The sequence below is a fragment of the Stenotrophomonas sp. FR012 genome (assembly GCF_047520565.2).
Lineage (GTDB): Bacteria > Pseudomonadota > Gammaproteobacteria > Xanthomonadales > Xanthomonadaceae > Stenotrophomonas > Stenotrophomonas sepilia.
In genome coordinates this window covers 631,286-647,879 of sequence record NZ_JAXBQL020000001.1, presented here as the reverse complement: position 1 = coordinate 647,879, position 16,594 = coordinate 631,286, and the positions used below count along the sequence as shown (strand labels likewise).

Here is a 16,594-nt window from a genome sequence, read left to right as displayed (position 1 = left end):
CGACCCCTCCCCTGCTGCTGGACAGTTCGTTGATCGCACACGCCTCCCGCTCGTTGAGCATTATCGGTGCCGGCCTTGCCGGGTCCCTGCTGGCCATCCTGCTGTCACGGCAAGGCTGGCGCATCACCCTGTACGAACGCCGTGGCGATCCCCGCATTGCCGACTACGAGAGCGGTCGTTCGATCAACCTGGCGTTGGCCGAGCGCGGGCGCAATGCACTGCGCCAGGCCGGCGTGGAAGACGAGGTGATGGCGCGCGCGGTGATGATGCGCGGGCGCATGGTGCATCCACGCGACGGCGAACCGCAGCTGCAGCGCTATGGCCGCGACGACAGCGAGGTGATCTGGTCGATCCATCGCAGCGATCTGAACACCACGCTGCTGGAACTGGCCGAACAGGCCGGTGCCACCGTGCGCTTCCATCGCCGCCTGCATACCGTGGATTTCGATGCGGGCTACGCGCGTTTCATCGATGACCGTGACGACAGCCCGCACGACATCCGCTTTGACACCCTGATCGGTGCCGACGGCGCGGGCTCGGCACTGCGCGCGGCGATGAACCGTCGTGCGCCGCTGGGCGAGGACATCGCCTTCCTTGACCATTCGTACAAGGAACTGGAGATCCCGCCGGCCGCCGACGGCGGCTTCCGCATCGAGCGCAATGCGCTGCACATCTGGCCGCGCGGCCACTACATGTGCATCGCGTTGCCCAACCACGAAGGCACTTTCACGGTCACCCTGTTCCTGCCCAACCAGGGCGATCCCAGCTTTGCCACGGTCAACACCGGCGCGCAGGCCGAGGCGCTGTTCGCGCGCGAGTTCGCCGATACCCTGCCGCTGATTCCCAACCTGCGCAAGGACTGGGAACAACACCCGCCGGGCCTGCTCGGCACGCTCACCCTGGAACGCTGGCATCAGCAGGGCCGCGCCGTGCTGATCGGTGACGCCGCGCATGCGATGGTGCCGTTCCACGGCCAGGGCATGAACTGCGCATTCGAGGACTGCGTTGCACTGGCCCGCCAGCTGATGGAGGCCGATGACCTGGAAAGCGCGTTCGCCGCGTTCGAAGCCGAGCGCAAACCGAATGCACGTGCCATCCAGCAGATGGCGCTTGAGAACTACCTGGAGATGCGCGACCGCGTGGCCGACCCTGCATTCCTACTGCAACGCGAGCTGGAGCAGGAACTGCAGCGGCGCTGGCCGACCCGCTTCGTGCCGCATTACACGATGGTCACCTTCCTGCACACGCCCTACGCCGAGGCGCTGCGCCGCACCGAACTGCAGCGCGACCTGCTGGTTGCAGCCACCGCCGGTCACGATTCACTGGACAACATCGACTGGGCCGCACTGGAAACGCAGGTCCACGCGCAGTTGCCGGTCCTGGAGGGCGCGCACTGATGGCAGACAGCTTCCTGTTCTACGACCTGGAAACCTTCGGCCAGGACCCGCGGCGCACGCGCATCTCGCAGTTCGCCGCGATCCGCACCGATGCCGACCTCAACGAGATCGACACGCCGGTCAGCTTCTTCGTGCGCCCGGCAGACGACCTGCTGCCCTCGCCGATGGCCACCCTGGTCACCGGCATCACCCCGCAGCAGGCCCTGGCCGAGGGCATCAGCGAGGCCGAAGCCTTCGACCGCATCAACGAGCAGCTGTCGCGCCCCGGCACCTGCGCACTTGGCTACAACACCCTGCGCTTCGACGATGAGTTCGTCCGCTACGGGTTGTTCCGCAACTTCCACGATCCCTACGAGCGCGAGTGGCGCAATGGCAATTCGCGCTGGGACCTGCTGGACATGCTGCGGCTGATGCGCGCGATGCGCCCGGACGGCATCCGGTGGCCGCTGCGCGAAGACGGCGCCACCTCGTTCAAGCTCGAGCACCTGGCCGAGGCCAACAACGTGCGCGAAGGCGATGCGCACGAAGCGCTGTCAGACGTGCGCGCCACCATCGGCATGGCTCGGCTGTTCAAGCAGTCGCAGCCGCGCCTGTGGGAGTACGCACTGAAGCTGCGCGACAAGCGCTTCGTCGGCGGCCTGCTGGACGTGGCCGCGATGAAGCCGGTCCTGCACATTTCCATGCGCTACCCTGCCAGCCGCCTTTGCGCCGCACCGGTTCTGCCCTTGGCCGTACACCCGACCATCAACAACCGGGTGATCGTGTTCGACCTGGAAGGCGAGATCGACGACCTGCTGGAGCTGCCGGCCGAGGTGATCGCACAGCGCCTGTACATGCGGGCCAGCGAGCTGCCCGAAGGCGTGACACGCGTGCCGCTGAAGGAAGTACACCTGAACAAGGTGCCGGCACTGATCGCATGGAACCACCTGCGCGCCGACGATCATGCGCGCCTCGGCCTGGACGTGGCCGCGATCGAGGCCAAGGTGGAACGGCTGCGCGCGTTCGCTCCACAGCTGGCCGAGAAGGCACGCCAGGTCTACAACCAGCCCCGCGTCGCGACCGTGGCCGATGTCGATGCCTCGCTGTACGACGGATTCCTCGGCAACGGCGACAAGCCGCTGCTCGCGCTGGCACGCACCACCGCGCCGGAGCAGCTGGCCGCGCTGGAAGGCCGCTTCCGCGACCCGCGCCTTCCAGAGCTGCTGTTCCGCTACCGCGCACGCAACCATCCCGGCAGCCTCGCGCCGGCCGAGCACCAGCGTTGGCAGGATTACCGCCGCCAGCGCCTGCTCGGCGACGGCGGCCTGGGCGAACTCAACCTGCCCCAGTACCAGCAACAGCTTGATGCACTGGCCGCCGAAGCGCCCGGCGACGCGCGGCGCCAGGCCCTGCTGCAATCGTTGCGCGACTGGGGCCAGCACCTGCAGGAGACGCTGTGAGCACCTATTTCTCGGACGCCAGTTTCAAGTTCCTGCGCAGCCTGGCGCGGCACAACGACAAGACCTGGTTCAACGACCACCGCCAGCAGTATGAAGACCACGTCCGGCAGCCGTTCCTGCGCCTGCTGGGCGACCTGCAGCCGGCACTGGCCGAGGTCAGCGAGCACTTCCGCGCCGATACCCGCGGCGTCGGTGGCTCGCTGTTCCGCATCCACCGTGACGCGCGCTTTTCCAACGACAAGTCACCGTACAAGACCTGGCAGGGTGCGCGCCTGTTCCATGAGCGCCGCCGAGAGGTGGCCGCGCCGTCCTTCTATGTGCACCTGCAACCCGGCGAGAGCTTCGTCGGCGCCGGCCTGTGGCATCCGGAACCGGAAACCCAGCGCCGCGTGCGCCATTTCATCCTCGACAACCCGGGCAGCTGGAAGGCCGCCGCGCACGCGCCGGCCCTGCGCAAGCGCTTCGATTTCGAGGAGAGCGAGAAGCTGGTGCGCCCCCCTCGTGGCTTCCCGGCCGACTTCGAGTTCATCGACGACCTCAAGCACCGCAACTGGGTGATGTGGCGCTCGCTGGATGACGCCACGATGACCGGCCCACGCCTGCTGTCCACGCTGGGCAAGGACCTGGCCGCGCTCGGCCCGTTCGTCGACTACCTGTGCGCTGCGCTGGACCTGGAATTCTGATGTCGCAGAATCTTCCGCTGGCCCGCCAGCGGCGCGTGCTCGGCCGCACCAGCCTGGCCGTTTCACCGATCGGATTGGGCTGCTCCGGCTTCTGGGGTCATCGCCGCTTCCCCGAGCATGAGGCGGCTGCCGTGGTCGAACATGCGCTTGCCCACGGGGTGAACCTGCTCGATACCGGTCACAACTATTCCGGCTTCCATGCCGAGCCGCGCCTGGGCCGCATCCTGCGCCCGTTGCTGAAGCAGTACCCGCGCGATTCACTGGTGATCTCAAGCAAGGGCGGCACGCTGACCGGCCAGGCCGGCATCAGCGGCGCCGAGCAACGCAACTTCTCGCCCGCGGCCATCACCGCCAGCTGCGAGGCGTCGCTGCGCAACCTCGGCCTGGACCATCTTGATGTCTACCAGCTGCATGGCGCCAGCGAACACGACATCAGTGACGACCTGCTGGCGGCACTGCAGCGCCTGCGCGAACGTGGGTTGATCCGGTACACCGGCATCAACACCCACTCGGCCTCGACCCTGCGCTGGATGATCGCCCATCCGGACGCCTTCGATGTGGTACTGCTGGACTACAACGCCCTGCAGCAGGACCGAGAACCGCTTATCGATCGGCTGCAGGCAGTGGGCATCGGCGTGCTGGCCGGCACCGTGCTGGCGCAAGGACACCTGCTGCCCGCGCGTGCGCGCCTGCCACGGCTGGCCGATGGCTGGTATCTGGCGCGCGCGTGGTTGAAGCCCAGCAGCCGCCAGCTGATGCGCAGTGCCCGCCAGATGCGGCGCGCGGTGGCCACGATCCACAGCCAGCGCCCGGCCCAGACCGCCTTCGCCTATACGCTGGGCCATCCCGGCGTTGCCAGCGGCATCCTCGGCACCACCCGCACCCGCAGCCTGGACGAAGTGCTGGCGACGCGGCTGGAGGCGCTGACTCCGGCGGAACGGCAACGGCTGGTCGATGCCTTCGGTGATGGCCGTGGTTCGCCCAGTCAGTGAGTCTTCACCCGGCACTGCCGCCGTTGCGGCAGTCTGTCCGGCATGAAGAAGCTCACCGCACTGCTTGTGCTGCTGGTCCTGGCCTTGGCGGCCTGGTGGTTCGGCGGCCCGTACCTGACCGTCAATGGCCTGTCCAAGGCCATCGAGCAGCGCGACACTGCGCGCCTGGAGCGCTACGTCGATTTCCCGCGCGTGCGCAGCAGCCTGCGCGCGCAGCTCAATGACTACCTGGTGCGCCAGGCCGGCCCAGACGTGGCGGCCAGCCCGTTCGGTGCCCTCCTCCACGGCCTCGGCGACCAGCTCGGGGGGGCCGCGGTGGAAACCATGGTGACCCCGACCGGGATCGGCGCGATGCTGCAGGGCCACGTGCTGTGGAAGCGTGGCCGCAATGAACTGCAGGGTGGCGACGCCTTCGGCGCAACTGAACCGGCGCGGCCGTTGAAGAATGCCGAACATCATTTCGAAGCGCTGGACCGCTTCGTGATCGATGTGGATCGCGGCCCCGGCCAGCCACCGATGAAGGTGGTGCTGGAGCCGCAGGGCCTGCGCTGGAAAGTGGTGGACCTGCAGCTGGGGATGTCGGGCAGCCCGTAGCCCCATGCCGCTGCGCTCGCCGGGCATGGCCCGGCGCTGCCGCCGCCTTGTACCCCGCTCTGGTAGACGCCCACCTTGGTGGGCGCGGCTGCGCCGCGATGCCAACAGCTACCGGGCTCAGCCCTCGTTTGCGACGCCGTGCGGTACGTGGCCGGCGGCTACATGCTCGCGGGCACTGTCGATGTTGTGCTGCGAATCATCGAAGAAGATGTCGGCACCGAAGGCCTGCAGGAACGGCCCCTTGTGCCGGCCGCCGAGGAACAGTGCTTCGTCCAGGCGCACGCCCCACTCCCGCAGGGTACGGATCACCCGCTCGTGCGCCGGGGCCGACCGCGCGGTCACCAGTGCGGTACGGATCGGCGCGCTGTCGCCAGCCGGGAACACTTCCTGCAGCGTGTGCAGGGCCGACAGGAAGCCGCGGAAGGGGCCGCCACTGAGTGGCTCGCGGGCGCGTTCGCGTTCGTGGCGGCCAAAGGCTTCCACGCCCTGCTCGCGCGAAATGCGCTCACTCTCGTCACCGAAGATCACTGCGTCACCGTCGAAGGCAATGCGCAGCTGGCCGGCCGGGCGACCGGTATCGATCTGGTCGGCCGCTGCCGCAGCGGTCTCGCCCGGTGGTTTGGGCAGGATGGTCGCCGCCGCGATGCCATGGCGCAGCGCACTGCGCACCGATTCCGGGTTGGCCGACAGGAACAGGTCGGTGCCGAACGGCTTCACATACGGCCAAGTCGGCTCGCCAGCGGTGAACGTCGCACGGATGATGCCCAGGCCGTAATGCTGGATCGAGTTGAAGATACGCAGGCCGGTATCGGCCGAATTGCGCGACAGCAGGATCACCTCGACCCGCGGGTTCTCCGGGCTGGCGCCCTGGTTCAGTGCCAGCAGCTTGCGCACTACGGGAAAGGCCACGCCGGGACCGAGGATGTCGTCCTCATGCTGGCGCTGGAACTCGGCATAGGCCGCCACGCCATCGCTCTCGAACAGCGCGTGGCTTTCCTCGAGGTCGAACAGCGCGCGCGAGGTGACCGCGACGGTCAGCAAACGGGGGGAGTTGTCGCCCATCGGTGGGGGTCCTTCAAGCGGTCGGCGGGGCCGGCCGCCCATTGTCCTCAAAAAACGAACTGTTCGCTCAGGATCCGGTCTTCCAGGTTGTGCTCCGGGTCGAACAGCAGGGTCACACGACGGTCCCTCGACTCGCGGATGGTCACCTCGACCACATCGCGGGTCTCGTGCGAATCAGCGGTGACGCTGACCGGACGCTTGTAGGGATCGAGCACGCGGAAGCGCACTTCGGTGTCGGCCTTGAGGATCGCCCCGCGCCAGCGTCGCGGCCGATACGGAGCCAGCGGCGTCAGCGCGATGGTATGCGACCCCAGCGGCAACACCGGGCCGTGCGCGGAATAATTGTAGGCGGTACTGCCGGCCGGGGTGGCCACCAGCACGCCGTCACCGATCAGCTCGGCCACCCGCTCCTGGCCGTTGAGGTCGATGCCGATATGGGCCGCCTGCCGGGTCTGGCGAAGGAGCGAGACATCGTTGTACGCCAGCGAGCCGGTGCTGGTCCCGGACTCGGTCAGCGCCACCATTTCCAGCGGGCGCAGGTTGGCCGGTTCGGCACGCGCAATGCGGGCCTGCACGTCATCGTCGCCACGGTACTGGTTCATCAGGAAGCCAACGGTGCCCAGCTTCATGCCGAACACCGGCTTGCCCAGGTGCCCGTGCCGGTGCAGGGTCTGCAGCATGAAACCGTCGCCACCCAGCGGGCACAGCACGTCGGCCTGCTCGGGCGCGTGATCGCCATAACGCGAGATCATCGCCGCGCGGGCCATCTGTGCAGGTTCGGCGGTGCTGGCCAGGAAAGCGATGCGGGGGGTGTCGCTCATCAGGCGTGGGGCCCTGGAAGTGTGGATAGAGCATACCTCGCCACTGCTCCAACGCAACTGAGGTTGCCGATTCCAATGCTGCCTGTCTGACTTCCGATTCCCAAGCGATGCCCTCCTCTGCACGCCACCAAGTAGAACGCCTGGGCGACGGCGGCCACAGCCCTCCAGAACCGGCCTACGCCCAAGGCTGATTGTTCCTTCGCTCCCTGGATGTGCGGGGAAACAATCGCGTTGGGCCCGATACCAACTACATCGTGGATGACGGAAGCCGCACTTTTGCGGGCAGCCGTGACCGCTTGGCACACGCGAACAAAGTCGCGGAGGTTTCCATCTGCTCGAGGTGACTCTGTAAAAAATCCAACACATCGAAGGCTGCTCGCATCGTTTACCGACAACGTCCGATAGCTCCCGTCCGGTACTGCACCGACCATGCAGCAGCGTACTCGCCGTTCCGCGGCTGATTGCGCTCCACCCTTCAGAGAGAGAGGACACATGAACTTCAAGCACCTCAGCCTTGCGTTGGCGGCACTACTGCCGTCCTGGGCCAGTCTTGCCCAAGACGCAGCCACTTCTCAGCAAACCGCAGCGGCAAAGGCCCATATCGGCTTCCTGAGCCCGGCATCAAACGCCTACCGGGAGCTGCTGCCGGGCAACTATACGAATCTGTACTTCACGCTACGCAATGATGACTGGCAGGACCGGGTGCGGCTGCCCACCTCGCTGTCGTTGTCCGAGCGTTCCATCTATCTGGCCAACCTGGCGACATCGCCCCGCCATCTGGAGGTCGACGGTGTATTCACCCATCTGCCCTCAGAGGTCAGAAAGGTGATGTTGCCCGCCGGCCAGAACCTGGCCGTCAGCAACAGGATGAGCATGGCCTGGCGCCTGTCCCCGAAGCACCTGCGCGAGATCAATGGCCCGAACGAAGCGCGCTGGCGCATTCCTTCAAACGGACGCAAGCTCGCAACGGTACTCAATCTCCGTGATGGGCAGCATGTCGGCCAGGTGGGCCTGCCCGACGGCGCACACTCCTATGACACGGTTACCATTCGGCACACGGCAACGTGGCCGAGCTCGGTCATCGCAGCCGATACGCAGTTCCCGCGCTCGAACCTGCGGATCGAGTCGGGTGACGTGCACCACTACGTCTTTGATCCCTTCTTCCGCGTGTGGAAACTGAATCATGCAACCTATCGCCCCGTACTTCCGAATGACGCATCGCGAAAGACGAGTACGGCACGCACACTGGTCACGGCCACCAACGAGAACTTCCGGGGCTACTATCTGAATTTCCCCGATAGCCCCTCGGACCGTGATCGCCGGAGGTTCAAGATCGCTGACTCGAAGGTGATCGACCCAGGCTATGGACTGAAGATCAGCGCTGGCAACATCTTTGATCGCGAGGCCCACATCTGGACCCGCCCTGGCGAAGCGTTCGAGTTCATCTTCGTCAACGACAACGGCCCTGGCTCCGGTTACTGGCACGCACTTCGCTTCCCGGTACAGCGCATCGACGTCGACAAGGAGCGTGGTGGCGAGGTCGACAACGCCGCCGCACAGCTCACCTGGGTGTCCACGGGCGGGGGCACGGTCACATTGCCGAATGCGCACCAGCGCCTGACACGCTTGGTGGTGGAGAATGTCACCGGCGTCCGGCCGCATCCGACACCAAGGACGACCACGATTGTCGGCCCCGGAGTGTCGGACAAAATCCTGCCGGGCGAGCAGGTGTCCTATCGCCTCAGGGACTACAAGTGGATTCGTGAAACGACCACTGTCGACGTGGTGCTTGCCGTTTCCGACCGCCTCGGCGAGATCGGTTCGAAGGACATGGCACTGGAATTAATGCGTGAAAGCCTGAAGAAGACGAACGATGCACTTGACAACTCCGGCGCGACCTTCCGCTTCCGTGAAGCGGCGGTGCGAAATATCACCGTGCCGTACTACCTGCCGACCTATGCCATTCCCGAGTGGATCGCCAACCACGCATCGCAAGTGATCAGCGACAGCGGTGCCGATGGGGTCTTCTTCGGTGGCGTGGCCGATGGCTGCAACGGCGTCCACCACTCCAAGCCGCGCAAGCAGTTTGCGGTGGCAATGAACCTGCTCTGCTCCACCGACATGCTTCGTGAGGAAATGGGCAAGGCACTGGGCTTGAAGGTCAATGGCATGCAGGGCGTTCCGGTCATCGGCGCCGGCAACAAGCTGCCGCTGTACCCGACGCCGTTGCGCTTCGTGGACGATGGCAACCGCGCCATCAACCCCGGCCAGCGCGACGAAGTGCAGCACATGAACGGTGTCGCCGCCGAAGTCGCCCGCTACGGCCACGCGCGTTGATGGACTGATTGCTGGCAGCCATCGGCGGCCAGCGGCCCCGGATACAGAACGGCCCCGCTTTCGCGGGGCCGTTCCTTTTCTCCACGCACGCCGGGCACGGCCCGGCACTACGTCACTTATGCACCATGCGCGGCCAGCTGGCCCAGGCGCTGCACCGCGACCGAGACGGTCGGGTAGTCCAGGGTCTTCTGCTCGGCCAGTTCGGCCAGCATCGCCAGGGTGAAGCGCAGGCTGTTGTCGTCGCGGCCCATCCAGGCAGCGACCTTGGCCTCGGCACTGTTGCCCTTGGTGCCCAGCACCTGCCCGGCCAGGTTGCGGTGGTTGGCTGCCAGCTCGTCACGCAGCACGCCACGCGCCACCGCGTGCCAACGACCGTTGACCTCCAACGCGTCGACCTGCTCGAACAACCACGGCAGCTGCAGGGCATCGCCCAGGCGGAAGTGGACCTTGGACACGTCCACCGGCTTCAGCTTGCGGGTGCGGGCCAGTTCGATGATGTCGAACGCCGGCTCCAGGAAGTGCAGTTCGGCCAGCTGCTGTGCCAGCGCGGACGGCAGGCCCTTTTCCTTCCACTCGGCCACCAGGGCTTCGTAGGTCGGACGCTGCGAATCCGGCAGCACGCCCGAAGCAACGCGAATGTCGTTGAACGGGCCCTGGTAGCGGTTGACCGCCTCGGTGATGCCCGGCATCGCGCCCGGGCGCGACAGCAGCCAGCGCACGAACGAACGCTGCAGCTTCCAGATCACTTCCAGTGCGTCGATCTGCACCGACTCCGGCACCTTGCCGTCGAGCGCGTCGATCTGCGCCCACAGTGCGCGTGCATCCAGCGTTTCACGGCTGATGGTGTAGGCCTTGGCGACCTCGGCGATGGAACGACCGGTGTCTTCCTGCATGCGCATCAGGAAGGTGGCGCCCATGCGGTTGATGGTCTGGTTGGTCACGGCCGTGGCGATGATTTCGCGCTTCAGGCGGTGACGCTCCATCGCGTCGGCGTACTTCTTCTGCAGCGGGGTCGGGAAGTAGCGCTGCAGTTCCTTGGACAGGTACGGGTCTTCCGGGATGTCCGAATCCAGCAGCTGGTTGAACGCCACCAGCTTGGAGTAGGACAGCAGCACCGACAGTTCCGGACGGGTCAGGCCCTGGCCGCGTGCCTTGCGCTGCGACAGCTCGGCGTCGGACGGCAGGAACTCGATCTGGCGGTCGAGCAGGCCCTGCTGTTCCAGGGTGCGGATGAAGTGCTGCTTGGAACCCAGGCGCTTGACCGCCATCCGCTCCATCAGGCTCAGCGCCTGGTTCTGGCGGTAGTTGTCGTTGAGCACCAGCTCGGCGACTTCATCGGTCATCGACGCCAGCAGCTTGTTGCGCTGCTCGACGGTCAGCTTCTTGGCCCGCACCACATCGTTGAGCAGGATCTTGATGTTGACTTCGTGGTCGGAGGTATCGACGCCGGCCGAGTTGTCGATGAAGTCGGTGTTGAGCAGCACGCCGGCCTGGGCAGCCTCGATGCGGCCCAGCTGGGTCATGCCCAGGTTGCCGCCCTCGCCCACCACCTTGCAGCGCAGCTCGCCACCGTTCACGCGCAGCGCGTTGTTGGCGCGATCGCCGACATCGCTGTGCTGCTCGCTGGCGGCCTTGACGTAGGTACCGATGCCGCCATTCCACAGCAGGTCGACCGGTGCCTTCAGGATCGCGCTCATCAGATCGTTCGGCGACAGCGCCTTGACGTTCTCGTCCAGGCCCAGCGCTTCGCGCACCTGCGGGGTGATCTCGATCGACTTCAGGCTGCGCGGGTACACGCCGCCGCCCTTGCTGATCAGCTTGGTGTCGTAGTCCGCCCAGCTCGAACGCGGCAGGGTGAACAGGCGCTCACGCTCGATGAACGACGTGGCCGCATCCGGATTCGGATCCAGGAAGATGTGGCGGTGGTCGAACGCAGCGACCAGGCGGATATGGCGCGACAGCAGCATGCCGTTGCCGAACACGTCGCCGGACATGTCGCCGACGCCGACCGCAGTGAAGTCCTGGCTCTGGCTATCACGACCCAGCGCACGGAAGTGGCGCTTGACCGATTCCCACGCGCCGCGCGCGGTGATGCCCATGCCCTTGTGGTCGTAACCGACCGAACCACCGGAGGCGAACGCATCGCCCATCCAGAAGCCGTGCGCGATGGCCAGGCCGTTGGCGATGTCGGAGAAGGTCGCCGTGCCCTTGTCCGCGGCCACCACCAGGTACGGATCGTCCATGTCGTGGCGCACGACATCCACCGGCGGCACGATCTTGTTGTTGACGATGTTGTCGGTGATGTCCAGCAGGCCCTGGATGAACAGCTTGTAGCAGGCCACGCCGTTGGCGAAGATCGCATCGCGGTCGCCGTTCACCGGCGGGGTCTTGGCGAAGAAGCCGCCCTTCGCGCCGACCGGCACGATGACAGTGTTCTTGACCATCTGTGCCTTGACCAGGCCCAGCACTTCGGTACGGAAGTCTTCGCGACGATCCGACCAGCGCAGGCCGCCACGCGCAACCGCGCCGAAGCGCAGGTGGGTACCTTCCACGCGCGGGCCGTACACGAAGATCTCGCGGTACGGGCGCGGCTTCGGCAGGTCCGGCACCAGCGCCGAATCGAACTTGAAGCTGATGACATGGCCGTGCTGGCCGTTGGCATCGGTCTGGTAGTAGCTGGTACGCAGGGTCGCGTCGATCACGCCCATGAACGAGCGCAGGATGCGGTCCTCGTCCAGGCTGGACACGCGATCCATCAGCTTCAGCAGTGCATCGCGCGTGGCCTGCATCTGCGCGTCGCGGTCCCCCTTGCGGGCATCGACCACGCTCTTGAGCACCTTCAGGGTGGCATCGTCGCCAGCGGCCAGCACATCGAAGTGGGCCTTCAGCTGGGCCTGACCGGCCGCGATGTCGTCCTTGCTCTCATGGCCGGTGGCCGGATCGAAGCGGGCCTCGAACAGTTCGACCAGCAGGCGGGCCAGCAGCGGGTAACGCGCGAAGGTGCCTTCCACGTAGGCCTGCGAGAACGGCACGCCGGTCTGCAGCAGGTACTTGCAGTAGCCACGCAGCATGGCGACCTGGCGCCAGTGCAGGCCAGCAGCCAGCACCAGGCGGTTGAAGCCGTCGTTCTCGGCGTCGCCGTGCCAGACGCGGGCGAAGGTCTCGCCGAAGGCTTCATCGACACTGGCGGCATCGATCACGCCAGCGGTCGACTCGACCTCGAAGTCCTGCACGTACACCGGCGCGTTGTCGACCGACAGGCGGTACGGACGCTCGGCGATCACGCGCAGGCCCATGTTTTCCATCATCGGCAGCGCGTCCGACAGCGGGATGTCATCCAGCTGGCGATACAGCTTCAGGCGCAGGCCATCGCCGCTTTCGCGCGGCACGGCCTGCAGGCTCAGGCGCAGGTCGTCCGGGCCGGTCAGCGCGTCGAGCTGGCTGACATCGTTGGCGGCAACGGCGGTGCTGTTGTCTTCGATGTAGCCGGCCGGCAGCGCCTTGCCGATGCGGGCGGCGATGCGCAGGCCTTCGGTCTCGCCGTGGCGGCTCACCAGCGCTTCGCGCAGGTCGTCCTGCCAGTTGCGCAGCACCTGGGCCAGCTTCTGCTCCAGTTCGGCGGTATCGACGTCGAGCATTTCACCCGGCTTCGGGCGCACGATCAGGTGCACCTGCGCCAGCGGCGATTCGCCCAGCACCACCGAGCTGTCGACGAACTCGCCGTGCAGCGCGTCCTTGAGCATCGCTTCGATGCGCAGGCGCACATCGGTGTTGAAGCGCTCGCGCGGCAGGTAGACCAGCGCGGAGATGAAACGGCTGTACTTGTCACGGCGCAGGAACAGGCGGCTGCGCACGCGTTCCTGCAGGCCCAGCACGCCCATCGCGGTGCGGAACAGTTCGTCCTCGCTGGACTGGAACAGTTCTTCGCGCGGCAGGGTTTCCAGGATATGGCGCAGGGCCTTGCCACTGTGGCTGGCCGGGGCCAGCCCGGACTGCTTCATCACATGCTCGTGGCGCTGGCGCACCAGCGGGATTTCCCACGGGCGACGGTTGTAGGCGCTGGAGGTGAACAGGCCGAGGAAACGCTGCTCGCCGATGATCTTGCCCTTGGCGTCGAACTCCAGCACGCCGATGTAGTCCATGTAGCCGGCGCGGTGCACGCGCGAACGGGCATTGGTCTTGGTCAGGATCAGCGCATCCTTCAAACCTGACGTGGTATTCAGGCCCTGCGCGGCCAGCGTCTTGACCGGACGGGCGGCGGACTTGTCCTTGCCGCGCATCAGGCCCAGGCCGGTGTCGTTCAGCGGCGCCAGCACCTCTTCCTTGCCCTGCTTCTCGACGCGGTACTCGCGGTAGCCGAAGAAGGTGAAGTGGTTGTCAGCGGCCCAGCGCAGGAACTCCTGTGCTTCCTTGCGCGACGCGTCGTCGACGGGCAGCTGGCGGCTGCCCAGGTCGTCGGCCAGTGCCAGCGCCTTGTCCTTCATCGGCTGCCAGTCGCGCACGATCGCACGCACTTCATCCAGCGCCTTGTTGATGGCCTGCTCGATGGCGGCCATCGCATCGGCCGGCTGGCGGTCGATTTCCAGCAGCATCACCGACTCGGCATCACCTTCGCCGACCTTGACCAGCTTGCCGGCCTTGTCGCGGGTGAAACGCAGTACCGGGTGGCCCAGCACGTGGACGCCCACGCCCTGCTCGGCCAGCGACATGGTGACGGTATCGACCAGGAACGGCATGTCGTCGTTGACGATCTGCAGCACGGTATGCGGCGATTCCCAACCGTTGGCCTTCGCGGTCGGATTGAACACGCGGACGTTGGCCTTGCCAGCCTTGCGGGCCCGGGCGAATTCCAGCGTCTCAGCCGCGAGAGCGGCCCACTCTTCAGCGCTGTGGTGCGGGAACTCGTCCGACTCCATGCGCTTGTAGAAGTCAGTGGCGAAGGCCACTGCTTCGGCCTGTGCGGCCGCGGGGTAGCGCTTGCGCAAGGCCGTGTACACCGGCTCCAGGGAGAAACCAGCGGTCACTGCGACCTCCGACTCTGCTGGTTTCGTCTTGTTTTTCACGGTCTTGGCTGCGGTTTTTTGCGGTTTCATGGCAGAGCGATGCGCTTGCTCAGTTGGGAAAATGAAATTGTAGCCCTACCGCACGAAAAGGCCTTGCTGCAGGACGGAATAAGCAGATTCGGGTTTGCTGCGGTTTAGACGCCTATTCAGTTCGCTCCGGTATGGAGCTGGCGCCCGCTTCAGCACTGCCGACAGGATCGGCAAAGCGTGTTACCGGAAGACACACGCGGCGACGCCGATTCGATTCCACAATCCTGAACTGGACGGTATAGTCCACCGCGTGAACCCGGCCTACCTCCCCGTTGCCCTCGACGCACGCGATGAGCGCGTGTTCGATGCCGTGCGCGAACTGCTGGCCCAGCAGGGCATCCAGATGAGCATGGACGCGGTGGCCCAGCATGCCGGCTGTTCCAAGCAGACCCTCTACTCGCGCTATGGCAGCAAGCAGCAACTGCTGCGCCGGGTAATGCAGCGCCACGTCGGCCACGCCACCGGGGCCATGGTTCGTGCACTCCGCAGTGACGACCTGCGTGCCAGCCTGCTCCAGTTCGCCACCGACTTCCTGGAGCATTTCAACCAACCGCACGTAGGGCAGGCCTGCCGGCTGATCGCGGCCGAGGCGGCCCAGTTTCCCGAAGAGGCGCGTACGCTGTACCGGCATGGTGCCGGCGCGTTGTCGCTTCATCTTGCTGAATGGATTGAAACCGTTTGCATGCAGGGCCAGCTCCGGCATGACGACCCGCACTTCATGGCCGAACTGCTGCTGAGCATGATCGCCGGTCAGGATTTCGACAAACAGCGCTTCCATACCCCCCACCGTGATGACGCGCTCTTGCGTCGGCGCTGGGCAGAGTTCTCCGTCGACAGCTTCCTGCGCGCCTTCGCGCCTCAGCCGTCGCCGGCCCCGTCTACAAACCAACCCCGGAGTTCCTCCTGATGACCGCCCCACTCCGCACCCTTGCCTTGACGTGCGCCGTTGCTGTCGCGCTGGCTGCCTGCAAGAAGCCGGAACAGCAGACGCCCCCGCCGCCGGAGGTGGGCGTGATCGACGCCAAGCCGCAGACCCTGCCGCTGCAGCGCGAACTGGTCGGCCGCCTGTCGCCGTTCCGCAGCGCCGACGTCCGCGCACGCGTGCCCGGCGTGCTGCTCAAGCGCGTCTACCAGGAAGGCTCGCAGGTCAAGCAGGGCCAGACCCTGTTCCTGATCGACCCGGCGCCGCTGCGTGCCTCGCTCAACGCCTCCGAGGCCCAGCTGGCCTCGGCCCGCGCGACCTACGCCAACGCCAAGGTCGCCGCCGACCGCGCACGCTCGCTGGCCCCGCAGCAGTTCGTCTCCAAGTCCGACCTGGACAACGCCGAATCGGCCGAGCGCACCGCGCTGGCCGCGGTCAAACAGGCCGAAGCGGCAGTGACCTCCTCGCGGATCAACCTGGGCTATGCCGAAGTGACCGCGCCGATCAGTGGCGTGGCCAACAAGCAGCAGGTCACCGAGGGCGCGCTGGTGGGCCAGGGCGATGTAACCCTGCTGACCACCGTCGACCAGCTCGACCCGCTGTACGTCAACTTCTCGTTGAGCGTGGACGAGCTGACCCAGCTGCGCGCGCAGCAGGCCAAGGGCGCGCTGGCGCTGTCCGGCGACGGCAAGGCCACGGTCAACGTCAAGCTCGCCGACGGCACCACTTATGGTGAGCCGGGCACGCTGGACTTCTCCTCGACCACGGTCGACCCGGCCACCGGCGCCGTGTCGTTGCGCGCGCTGCTGCCGAACCCGCAGCAGATCCTGCTGCCGGGCGCCTTCGTCAGCTTCCAGGCCAACCTGGGCGAGCGCAACAACGCCTTCCTGGTGCCGCAGCAGGCCCTGCTGCGCGATACCACCGGCGGCTACGTGATGGTGGTCGGCGCCGACGGCAAGGTCGTGCGCAAGAACGTGAAGACCGATGGCGCGCAGAACGGCAACTGGCTGGTCAGCGACGGCCTGGCCGCCGGTGACAAGGTGATCGTGGCCGGCGTGCAGAAGGTCAAGGAAGGTGCACCGGCGGTGGCCAAGCCGTGGACCCCTGGCCAGGACGCCAACGGCAAGCCGGCCGCAGGCGGCGCCGCCCCGGCGGGCGCTGCACCGGCTGCAGGCAAGGCACCGGCCGACGCGGCCAAGCCCGAGCAGGCCGATGCGGCCAAGCCGGCCGCCACCGATTCGAACAAGCAGTAAC

11 protein-coding genes are annotated in these 16,594 nt (G+C 66.4%); 8 read left to right on the top strand and 3 right to left on the bottom strand.

The genetic code is table 11. The annotated features are described in order from the left end of the window. The first annotated feature begins 29 nt into the window (after nt 1-29). From ACM0O9_RS03100 to ACM0O9_RS03080, 5 genes are read left to right on the top strand one after another with little or no spacing between them, the layout of a single operon-like run. A complete protein-coding gene (locus ACM0O9_RS03100; RefSeq protein ID WP_279945916.1) occupies nt 30-1,397 on the top strand; it encodes an FAD-dependent oxidoreductase in 1,368 nt (455 codons plus the stop codon). Continuing rightward, nucleotides 1,397-2,836 carry an exodeoxyribonuclease I gene (gene sbcB, locus ACM0O9_RS03095; protein ID WP_005417410.1) on the top strand — a complete coding sequence of 480 codons (1,440 nt, stop codon included), beginning with the start codon at nt 1,397-1,399 and terminating at the stop codon, nt 2,834-2,836. Before ACM0O9_RS03100 ends, sbcB begins: the two co-directional genes overlap by 1 nt. Then, nucleotides 2,833-3,519 (top strand): DUF2461 domain-containing protein, encoded by a 687-nt coding sequence (locus ACM0O9_RS03090; RefSeq protein WP_053500718.1) that lies wholly within the window; start codon nt 2,833-2,835, stop codon nt 3,517-3,519. The genes sbcB and ACM0O9_RS03090 overlap by 4 nt, the downstream gene beginning before the upstream one ends. Next, entirely contained in the window at nt 3,519-4,511 is a 993-nt protein-coding gene (locus ACM0O9_RS03085) for an aldo/keto reductase (RefSeq protein ID WP_065178612.1), read from the top strand. Before ACM0O9_RS03090 ends, ACM0O9_RS03085 begins: the two co-directional genes overlap by 1 nt. A 42-nt stretch (nt 4,512-4,553) precedes the next feature. Then, complete coding sequence (locus ACM0O9_RS03080; RefSeq protein WP_065178611.1) at nt 4,554-5,105, top strand: DUF2939 domain-containing protein; 552 nt, start codon at nt 4,554-4,556, stop codon at nt 5,103-5,105. Between the two features lie 117 nt (nt 5,106-5,222). Here ACM0O9_RS03080 and ACM0O9_RS03075 read toward each other — a convergent pair whose 3' ends face one another. Next, nucleotides 5,223-6,167, bottom strand: a complete 945-nt coding sequence (locus tag ACM0O9_RS03075) for a 5'-nucleotidase (protein ID WP_005417414.1) — start codon at nt 6,165-6,167, stop codon at nt 5,223-5,225. A gap of 47 nt (nt 6,168-6,214) precedes the next feature. Then, entirely contained in the window at nt 6,215-6,988 is a 774-nt protein-coding gene (locus tag ACM0O9_RS03070; RefSeq protein WP_005417415.1) for an NAD kinase, read from the bottom strand. 492 nt (nt 6,989-7,480) lie between these two features. Here ACM0O9_RS03070 and ACM0O9_RS03065 point away from each other — a divergent pair, with 492 nt between their 5' ends. After that, nucleotides 7,481-9,325, top strand: coding sequence for a hypothetical protein (locus tag ACM0O9_RS03065; RefSeq protein ID WP_414603776.1), 1,845 nt, complete (start codon nt 7,481-7,483; stop codon nt 9,323-9,325). Between the two features lie 116 nt (nt 9,326-9,441). On the opposite strand, the gene ACM0O9_RS03060 is transcribed toward ACM0O9_RS03065, so the two are convergent. Continuing rightward, nucleotides 9,442-14,418 (bottom strand): NAD-glutamate dehydrogenase, encoded by a 4,977-nt coding sequence (locus tag ACM0O9_RS03060; protein WP_235649368.1) that lies wholly within the window; start codon nt 14,416-14,418, stop codon nt 9,442-9,444. Nucleotides 14,419-14,668: 250 nt separating this feature from the next. Here ACM0O9_RS03060 and ACM0O9_RS03055 point away from each other — a divergent pair, with 250 nt between their 5' ends. Continuing rightward, nucleotides 14,669-15,325, top strand: a complete 657-nt coding sequence (locus ACM0O9_RS03055; RefSeq protein WP_005417420.1) for a TetR/AcrR family transcriptional regulator — start codon at nt 14,669-14,671, stop codon at nt 15,323-15,325. Further along, nucleotides 15,325-16,593: an efflux RND transporter periplasmic adaptor subunit gene (locus tag ACM0O9_RS03050; RefSeq protein ID WP_069139730.1), complete on the top strand. Its 1,269-nt coding sequence runs from the start codon at nt 15,325-15,327 to the stop codon at nt 16,591-16,593. Before ACM0O9_RS03055 ends, ACM0O9_RS03050 begins: the two co-directional genes overlap by 1 nt. Nucleotide 16,594: the final 1 nt, after the last annotated feature.

Coding starts and splice junctions, on each gene's coding strand:
- sbcB (WP_005417410.1), top strand. CDS start 1,397: ATGGCAGACAGCTTCCTGTTCTACGACCTGGAAACCTTCGGCCAGGAC.
- ACM0O9_RS03085 (WP_065178612.1), top strand. CDS start 3,519: ATGTCGCAGAATCTTCCGCTGGCCCGCCAGCGGCGCGTGCTCGGCCGC.
- ACM0O9_RS03080 (WP_065178611.1), top strand. CDS start 4,554: ATGAAGAAGCTCACCGCACTGCTTGTGCTGCTGGTCCTGGCCTTGGCG.
- ACM0O9_RS03075 (WP_005417414.1), bottom strand. CDS start 6,167: ATGGGCGACAACTCCCCCCGTTTGCTGACCGTCGCGGTCACCTCGCGC.
- ACM0O9_RS03070 (WP_005417415.1), bottom strand. CDS start 6,988: ATGAGCGACACCCCCCGCATCGCTTTCCTGGCCAGCACCGCCGAACCT.
- ACM0O9_RS03065 (WP_414603776.1), top strand. CDS start 7,481: ATGAACTTCAAGCACCTCAGCCTTGCGTTGGCGGCACTACTGCCGTCC.
- ACM0O9_RS03060 (WP_235649368.1), bottom strand. CDS start 14,418: ATGAAACCGCAAAAAACCGCAGCCAAGACCGTGAAAAACAAGACGAAA.
- ACM0O9_RS03050 (WP_069139730.1), top strand. CDS start 15,325: ATGACCGCCCCACTCCGCACCCTTGCCTTGACGTGCGCCGTTGCTGTC.